At 64.1% G+C, this 8,585-nt stretch carries 8 protein-coding genes; 1 reads left to right on the top strand and 7 read right to left on the bottom strand.

Annotated features, from left to right (window positions below):
* The coding region (locus tag H7J73_RS29100) for an MmpS family transport accessory protein (RefSeq protein WP_435405597.1) at window positions 1–229 on the bottom strand (229 nt) is incomplete at its 3' end.
* A 205-nt stretch (window positions 230–434) separates the two neighbouring features.
* Between H7J73_RS29100 and H7J73_RS29095 the strand changes: the two genes are divergently transcribed.
* Window positions 435–998, top strand: a complete 564-nt coding sequence (locus tag H7J73_RS29095; protein WP_264071291.1) for a TetR/AcrR family transcriptional regulator — start codon at window positions 435–437, stop codon at window positions 996–998.
* A 15-nt stretch (window positions 999–1,013) separates the two neighbouring features.
* Here the strand turns inward: H7J73_RS29095 and H7J73_RS29090 are convergent, their stop codons facing one another.
* From H7J73_RS29090 to H7J73_RS29065, 6 genes are read right to left on the bottom strand one after another with little or no spacing between them, the layout of a single operon-like run.
* A complete protein-coding gene (locus H7J73_RS29090) occupies window positions 1,014–2,480 on the bottom strand; it encodes an MCE family protein (protein ID WP_264071290.1) in 1,467 nt (488 codons plus the stop codon).
* Window positions 2,481–3,611: a virulence factor Mce family protein gene (locus tag H7J73_RS29085; RefSeq protein ID WP_264071289.1), complete on the bottom strand. Its 1,131-nt coding sequence runs from the start codon at window positions 3,609–3,611 to the stop codon at window positions 2,481–2,483. It lies immediately after the preceding gene.
* Window positions 3,608–4,942 (bottom strand): MCE family protein, encoded by a 1,335-nt coding sequence (locus H7J73_RS29080; protein ID WP_264071288.1) that lies wholly within the window; start codon window positions 4,940–4,942, stop codon window positions 3,608–3,610. Before H7J73_RS29080 ends, H7J73_RS29085 begins: the two co-directional genes overlap by 4 nt.
* Window positions 4,939–6,216: an MCE family protein gene (locus H7J73_RS29075; RefSeq protein ID WP_264071287.1), complete on the bottom strand. Its 1,278-nt coding sequence runs from the start codon at window positions 6,214–6,216 to the stop codon at window positions 4,939–4,941. Before H7J73_RS29075 ends, H7J73_RS29080 begins: the two co-directional genes overlap by 4 nt.
* A complete protein-coding gene (locus H7J73_RS29070; protein WP_264071286.1) occupies window positions 6,201–7,229 on the bottom strand; it encodes a virulence factor Mce family protein in 1,029 nt (342 codons plus the stop codon). Before H7J73_RS29070 ends, H7J73_RS29075 begins: the two co-directional genes overlap by 16 nt.
* Window positions 7,226–8,584, bottom strand: a complete 1,359-nt coding sequence (locus H7J73_RS29065) for an MCE family protein (RefSeq protein ID WP_264071285.1) — start codon at window positions 8,582–8,584, stop codon at window positions 7,226–7,228. The genes H7J73_RS29070 and H7J73_RS29065 overlap by 4 nt, the downstream gene beginning before the upstream one ends.
* Window position 8,585: the final 1 nt, after the last annotated feature.

Below are 8,585 nucleotides of genomic sequence, written 5' to 3'. Positions count from 1 at the left end.
GCTGAGCATCAAGGTCCAGATAGTTGATATCGGCGTACGTCCCATTACCCCACACCTCGTACTTGACCACCTTCGGATTGAACGGCTTGGTGTCATCAGCGGGCTTACTGGACTGACTCGCCGGATCCGGCGCCCCGAAAAACGTCTTGATCCGCATCACGGTGAAGCTGCCGACCGCCACGACGACCACCACGAGCAGTGGGATCCAGACCTTCTTGAGATACTTCACTGCCCCGACACCTCTGCTCCGTTGGCCCTTCATTCAGTCCGGCAAAATCTCACAGCAAGTTACATTTGACTCTGCCGATCGGCAGAGTCAAGCTATCCAGCGAGCAGTTTTTACGCAAGTCGTTCGGCAGTTATGTGTCCCGGCCCACTCAGGGTCGGTAATGTGAGCCGCCAACGCCGGCCTGGGGACGAGGAAGGACGGACGCATGACAAGAGCAGTACTTTCTCGTGGGTCCGCTCGTGAGCGGGTCCTCGAGGCCGCGATCGGCTTGTTCGCTGAATTCGGCGTAGACGGCACCTCGCTTCAGATGATCGCCAACCGCCTCGGAGTGAAGAAGGCGTCCGTTTACTACCAGTTCCACTCCAAAGAGGACATCATCGACGCGGTTATTCGCCCGGTCATCGAAGACATCGCCCGCCTGGTGACCATCGCCGAGGCAATCCCGTCAGTAGAGGCACGACGCGATGTCACCGTCAGCGGCATGGTCGAACTCGCCGTCCGGAACCGGCGGTTGTCTGCGGTGTTCTGCGGGGATCGCGCAGTCGAGGCCCACCTGCGGTCCGACTCCGCTTTCGTGGAGAACGCCGACAAGATGGACGCCCTGATGAATGGGCCGAATCCCGATCTGACCACCCGAGTAGCCACCTCATTCCTGGCCTCCGGGCTCTTCTGGACCGCAGCCGATCCCAAGTATTCCGAGGTGCCCGACACGGAACTGCGTCGCGCGCTACTGGACACCGCCCAAGGGTTTCTGCGGCACTTTCCGTAGTTCGGCGCGGCCAGCTCACTGGCCCCTCGGTGGCAGCAACATGTCTTGCCAGCTCGGCGCTTTGGCGCCGCCGGCAAGATTCGACTGGGTGTACTGCTTCCCGTCCGGGCCGACATAGCCGCCGGTGGCAGGGTCATACGGCACCGCGGCGACCGGTAGGAGCGCCGGCGCAGCAGCGGGCGGGGGCACGGCCGCTGGCGGCGGGGCTCCGGGAGGTGATTGGGGGATCGCTTGTCCCGAGAGCGTGGCGTTGGGGTCACCCTTCCAGTTGAACCCGTCGTTGAGGGGCACATAGCTCTCGTCGCTCTCGCACATCGCGACCGTCGGAGCCCGCTTGCCAGGCACTGTTTCGCACGGAAGATTGCGCGCACCACGCACATTGAGCTGCGAGTCCTGAGGCACCCGGCAGTACAGATCACCCGGCACGGCTCGCTCGGGGACGTCGACATCGGTCGGTACCCGCTGCTGCTGGGCCGGCAAGAAGCCGGTCGTGCACGGGGGCGGCAGGTTGATGTTGAGGTTGAAGCTCAGGTACTGGCCGCGGTAGGCCTGCCGGGTGTTCGCATTCGCCACCAGCCCGGCCTGGTTGCCCGAGATGGCCTGCGGGAACAACACCAGCAACTCTTCGATGCTGTCGCGGTAGGTCACCGCGACCTGGCTGATGCTGACCAGATTCGCCATGAACACCGGAAGCGTCGGTGCGACCCGGTCGAAGAGCTGCCGCACTTCGTCCGCGGCGGGTCCGCCCTTGGTGATGAGGTCCGCGACGTCCTGATCGTGTGACGTCAGCTGACCGGTCACCGTCGCCGTGTGGGAAGCCCACGCGGAGATGGCATCCGAGGTGTTCGTCTGCGAATTGAGCACCGGCTGCGCCTGATCGATCAGCGCGATCAGCGGGTCGAGATTCGCCCTCGCGTCGATCGCCAGATCCGACGTGCCTTTCACGATCCTCGACAGCTCAGGGCCGAGACCGCCGACCGCGGTGTAGGACTCGTCGATGACTGTCTTGAGGTTGTCGTGCGGGATCGCCTGCAGCCCGGCGTTGGCCGCGGTCAGCAGTGAGTTGATATCGGGTGGGACCGATGTGTCTGCCAGTGGGATGACGTCACCGTCGCGTAATGGCCGGGCATCGGCGCGGGGAACCAACGCGACGTACTGCTCACCGATGGCCGACTGGCTGTGGACCTCAGCTTTCAGGTCAGACGGAATGTCGATACCCGACTTCAGTGACAGCACGGCCTGCACTCCGGTTTGGGTCAGACCCACCGATTCCACGCGCCCGACCTCGGTGCCCCGGTAGGTGACGTTGCCACCGCTGTAGAGCCCGCCAGTCGTGGGGAGCTCCATGCTGACCGTATAGCGGCCGACACCGAACAACATCGCCGGCAATTTCATGAAATGTAGGCCCATCAGCGACACCGCGACGAGCGCGATCACCATGAACAACGCCAGCTGGAACTTCATCCGTCCGTTGAGTCGCATCTAGGGTCCCTGATCCCAATGGTAGGGCGCGACAAGCGGATTGCCCGCCGTGTATGGACTCGGGAACTGGCCGATGGTGCGCCCCCACTGCATTTCCAGTTCAGTGAGGTTGCCCTCCCAACGTGTTCCCGTGAACAGCCCGGCATCGAGACGACTCAGGGTGAGGTCGACGATGGCCGTCAAGTTCGCGTAGTCTCCGCGCTGCCACTTCTCGATGGTCTCGTTGGGGAACGGGAAGGTGGCGATGTAGCTCAGCGCGCGGGTGAGACTGGGACCGGCGTTGGCCAGCGATTCCAGCACCGGTCCAACATCTTTGAGCTCCTTGACCAGATTGTCCCTGGATTGATTCACGGTCTCGGTGGTCAGCGCGGCGAACTTGCCGAGTTGGTCGGCGGCTTCGACCAGATTGTCACGCTCCTTGTTCAGCACCGCCAGCGCATCGGGGATGGTCGCCAGTGCGTGATCGAGCACCGGCTGCTGGGCGGCAAACTTCGCGGCCAACCCGTTGAGTTGCTCTGTGGCAGCGATCATGTCCCCGGTCTGGTCGTTGAGATTGGCGGTGAACGTGTCCAGTTCGCCGATCAACCCGCGCAGATCCTGCTCGCGCCCCCGGAACGCCGTGCTGAACGCTTCGGTGATGTCCTGGACCTGACCGAGGCCGCCGCCGTTGAGGACCATCGAGAGCGCGGCGAGCGTCTGTTCGGTGCTCGGGTAGGCGGCACCGCGGGACAACGGGATGAGCGACCCGTCGTGCAGACGGCCTTGTGGCGGCGCGTCGACAGGTGGTGCCAGCTCGATGTGCAGGGAGCCCAGCAGACTGGTGAGGCCGATCTTGGCGGTGGAGTTCTCCGGCAGATCGACGTCCCCGTCGAGACGCATCGTGATCAGGGCATGCCAATCCTGGCGCTCGATCTTGGTCACTGTGCCCACGGTGACATCCGCCACCCGGACCCTCGAATTCGGCTGAATGTTGTTGACATCAGGCATCTGCGCGGTGATGACGAACGAGCCCGGCCCGTCACCCTTTGTGCCCGGCATCGGCATCGTGTTCAAACCGCGCCAGCTGGCGCAGCCGGACAACGCGCACGCCGTGACCGCGGCGACCACGGCGACCCACCGCACATGTCTCATGCGCCACCACCGGCCGGCACCATCAGCCCAGGCAGGCCCGCGCCGGGATCGGTGGCGACCGGGTCCGGAGCCGACCCGGCCGGAGCCGGCTCTTCGGGGGCCAGCGGTGTAGACGGCGCCGAAGGGGCCGAAGGGGCCATGGGGCTCGCCGATGGCACGAAGTCGGGCCGCATCCGGTCTTCGCTGTAGGTGACCTCGTTCGGTCGTGCCTCGGCGCCGACGAGGAGGTCCTCCCCCAGTGGCGGGAAGTTGAATTGACGGTTCTTCACGATCGGCGCTAGGTACTGCACGCACAACTTCGAGGACTGTTCGGCGTTGAGTCGCGACGCCGCCTGTATTGCCCCGCAGATGAACGTCAGCGGGTTGGCGAAGTTGTTGACCGCCAACGCGCCCGTCAGCGCACCGTTGGCGGGCTCGTAGATGTTGTAGAAGTTGGCCAGCGTCGTGGGAGCGATGTGCAGGGTCTGCTTGATGTCGTCGAGACTCCCTGCCAGCGCCGTGCTGATCGAGGCCAGCTTGTCGGAGGTGGTGCCGATCGCGTCCCTGTTCTCAGCGGTGAATGTCCGCACGTCGTCGACGACACCGCCCAGGTCCTGGATGGCACGGCCGACCTTCTGTGGGTCGTCAGCCATCAAGGAGGTGACCGATGCCAGATTTCCGTTGAGCTGCTCCAGTACGTCGGCACTGTCGTGCAATGCCGTGACCAACGTGGAGAGGTTCCTGAAGGTGGCGAAGATATCATTGCTGTGGTCACTGAGTACCGAAATCGTCTGCGAGAGTTTGATAATGGTGTCCCGAATGTTGGCGCCCTGGCCGCGCAGATTGTCCGCGGCAGTGTTGATGAACCCGCCAAGGGTGCTCACGCCCCCGGGTTCGGTGGGCGCCAACAGTTTGGTCAGGCGTTCGAGCTGGATCCGCACGTCGTCCCATTCGACGGGTACCGCGGTGCGATCCTCGGTGATGACGGCCCCGTTGGGCATGATCGGTCCGCCGGTGTAGGCCGGCGTCAGCTGGATGGCCCGGCCGGTCACCAGCTGGGGCGAGAGGATCACTGCTTTCGCGTCGGCCGGTATCGGATAATCCCTGTCCACCCAGAGCGTGATCTTGGCCCGCTTCGGCTGAGGCTCGATACTGACTACCTCACCGACCGGCACGCCGAGGATGCGTACATCGTCGCCGGCGAACAACCCGTTGCTGTTCTCGAAATACGCCACCACCCAGGTCTTTGCGACACGGTCCATAGTCCGGATCACCACGACCGTCCCCGCGACAAGGATGAGCACCAGGACGGCGGCCAGCGTTGTCCGGGTCCACTTCGAACGGCGCATCATGGTTGATCTCCCGGAACGACGAGCGGTGACGGGGTCGGTTCAGGGCCCACGACAGTGGGCGGACCGGGCGGTGGACCACCGGGCGGCGGGGCCGGCAGCGGTTCGCGATAGGGGTAACGCGAGTCAGCCGGGTTACCGGTAATCGCATCGGGCAGGTTCAGATTCGGCTCGCCCCCCTGACCGGTGCGCGGGTAGGGCACCGGCAGGGCCGGGGTGCCCGGTTGACCGGTCTGCGGATCTACGCGTTGCGATGGAGACAGCACGTTGGGGTCGAGCCCGAGATCGGAGAACGCGGCGTCGACAAAGGGCTGGACGAACTGCCCGGGCAGCAGATTGGCCACATAGGCCTTGAAGAACGGACCCGACGACACCGACTCACCCAGCGACATCGCGTAGCTGTTGAGCAGCTTCACCGCCTGCTGGAGCCGCTCCTTACGGTTGTCGACGATGGCCAGCACCCCGTTGAGCTTGTCCAGTGCCGGTTTGAGCTGCTGTCGGTTCTCCGCGATGAAAGCCTTCAACTGCCGCGCCACCGCCGAGATGCTGCTCCAGATGCGCTCAACCGCATCACTTTGGGTGCGCAGCTGAGCCAGCAGAGCGTCGGTGTCGTTGACCAGACCGACGATCGCGTCGGTGCGCTTGGCCAGCACCCCGGTCACCTTCGCCGCGTTATCGAGCAGGGAGCGTAGTTGGCTGTCGCGGGAATTGATGGTGGCCGCGAACCGGGCGACCCCCTGCACTGCCTGGCGCAGATCAGCCGGTGTGTCGGCGAACGTCTCCGACAGGGTGGACAGCGAGTCGGACAGCTGGTCGGTGTCCAGCCCGCTGATCGTGGAGGCCAGATCGGCCAGCGCATCGGGCAATTGGTACGGCGAGACCGTCCGGCTCATCGGGATCGGCGCGGACAGATGGCCGGTACCGCGTGGCACGACGTCGAGCACCTTGGTGCCGAGCAGGCTTTTGGTCCTGATCGCGGCCTCGCTCGCATCGCCCATCGCGACGTTCTTGTCCACGGTGAAGGTCACCAGAACCTGTGCGCCGTCGAGGCTGATACTCGATACCTTGCCTGCCGGGAAACCGGACACCTGGACCCCGGCGCCGGTGAACAGGCCGCCTGCGTCGGCGAAGTACGCGGAATAGGTGCTGCCCTGGTTGAGGAATGGCAAATTCTGGTACTCGAGTGCACCGGCGACGAGTGCGCCGACGACAGTAACACCGATGGCACCGATGATCAGCGGATTGCGTTCGGAAAACGGCTTCACTTCGGCGTGCACCGCCCAGTGTCCTGGCCGGCGACCTTGATGTAAACCGGTTGTCCGCCTTGGCCATTGAGCTTCAGCACGATGTTGCACAGGTAGAAACTGAAGAAATCGCCATAGAGCCCCTGCCTGCCCAGCTCTCGGTACTTGTCGGGCAACGTATTCAAGAAGTTGTCCAGATAGTCGTGGTCGGCAACCGCAATTGCTGCTGCCCGGTCGGTTTCATGCACCACCTTCGCCAACGGCTCCCGCGTCTGGGACAACAGATCGGCCAGGGAGCCCGCCGCAGCGTCTGTGTAGGCGACTGCGTTCGAGATGTCCTGCTTGCGTTCGGCCAGACCGCTGACAAGCTCCGACAACGACGTCACGGCGGTGTCCAGCCGGTCGCTCTGATTCCCGATCGAACCGAGCACCACGTTGAGGTTGTCGATCACCTGGCCGATCAACTGATCGCGATCGGCGAGCGTATTGCTCACCGCAGCAGCTTGATCCAGAAACGAGCCGATGCTTGCACCCTGGCCCTGCAGCGCGGTCATCAACTGGCCACTCAAGGCGTTTACCTGATCCGGACTCAGTGCCCGGAACAACGGTTTGAATCCCCCGATCACCGAATCGAGATCCAACGCAGGGGAAGTGCGCTCGACGGGGATCGTCTGGTTCGGTTGCAGCACCGCCACGCCACCGGCCCCCTCTTCGAGCGCGAGATAGCGCCCCCCGATCACGTTGTCGTAGCGGATCGCCACCTGAGTGCCCTCGGTGAGCACCAGCGTGTTGTCGGTACTGAACTCGACCCGCAGCGTCGCATCCGGGTTGAAGGTGATGTCCTCGACTTTGCCGACTTCGACTCCGGCCACTCGCACCATATCCCCGTTCTTCAGGCCCGAGACGTTGGTGAACTCCGCGGAATAGGTCTTGCCACTCTGGAATCGCAGCTGCGCGAACACCGTCAACAAGGCGAAAGCTCCGAGCGCACAGACCGTGAGGAACACACCGAGTCGCCAGGCGGCGCCGTTGAAGTTGTCTTTCACGGCGTCCCTTCTTGAGTCGGCGCATCGGATGCGGGCGGTACCCCTGGATAGAGCGGCACACCGCCGGGGCCATACATCGCCGCGCCGTAGGGCGGCGCGCCCGGGTATGGGATCGGCCCCGGAGCAGGGCCGGGCAAGCAGGCGCGGACGCTGGGTGGGCGGGGCACGCCGCGCGTCACCGGGAAGTAGTTCGCCCAGCAGGGGTGGCCGATGCCTGGGTTGGGTCTGATATCAAGGCCGGTACCGAATCCGGTGTCGGTGATCAGTTGCCGGACAGGGAAGTTCTTCGTCGCGTCGGGTAACGATCCACAACCGGGCCGTCCGCCCGGGCCGCCCTTGGCTGCGACAACTGGCAGGTTCTCCGGGTAGCTGTAGGGGTCATTACCCAGCAACAGCGCCACGTCGAGTTGGATCGTCTGTCCGTCTTTTCCGCCCCATGCGTCGTACCCGCCGTGGTCGAGGAACCAGGTGGACCCCTGCAACCAGCAGGTGTAGACCGGGTTGTACTCCATCAACAGGTCGGTGGTCGGAGCCAGTGTGTTGATCGCATCGACCAGGCTGTTCTTGGTGGTTGCCAACAGATTGGCGCCCGCACTCGCGACACCGATCGTGTTGAGCAGGAGGCCATTCAGATCGGTCGCGTGATTGACGACGGTGGTGGCGGTGGCGCTCCCGGCGTCGAGGATCCGCACGATGTCGTCGGCGGCCGCGGAATAGGTCGCGTTGAAATCCTTGAACGCACGCCAGTCCTGGCGGATGGTGTCACTTCGCGAATTGAGGGCCGACAGAACCTGATTGAGATCGGTGGTGGCCTGCCCCATCCGCTCACCCTGACCGCGTACGCCGTCGGCAACCGCGGTGAGCACGGCATTGAGCTTCGCGGGGTCGATCATCTTCAGCAGATTGGCGACGTTCTCAAAGACCGTGTTCACCTCGCTGCTGACGTTGGTGGACTTCAGCACTGCACCGGCGGCCAGCCGGGTGCCTGTGGGGTTGTCGGGGTAGACCAGTTCGACGAACTTCGCACCGAACGCCGTGGTGGCCTGAATCCGGGCGGTGATGTTGGCCGGGATGTACTGGATCTGGTTGGGGTAGATGTCCAGCAGCAGTTCGGCCGCGCCGTCTCCACCGGTGATGTCCCGGACCCGGCCGACTTCGACGCCGCGCATCTTGACCTTGGCGTCGTTCTCCATCACCAGACCTGATCGGTCGGCTTTCAGCGTGACCGGGACGAACGACTGATAGACCCCGCTGAAGATGGCCGACGTGAGCACGAGGAATGCCAGGATCGCCGAGAGCAGGATCACCGTCCACCACGCGGGCGAGATCCGCGAATCACCAGGCCTGGGTTCCACG

Origin of the sequence: Mycolicibacterium komossense (assembly GCF_025822605.1) — a bacterium.
Lineage (GTDB): Bacteria > Actinomycetota > Actinomycetes > Mycobacteriales > Mycobacteriaceae > Mycobacterium > Mycobacterium komossense.
The sequence above is the reverse complement of the archived record's forward strand: the minus strand, read 5'-3'. Positions and strand labels throughout refer to the sequence as shown.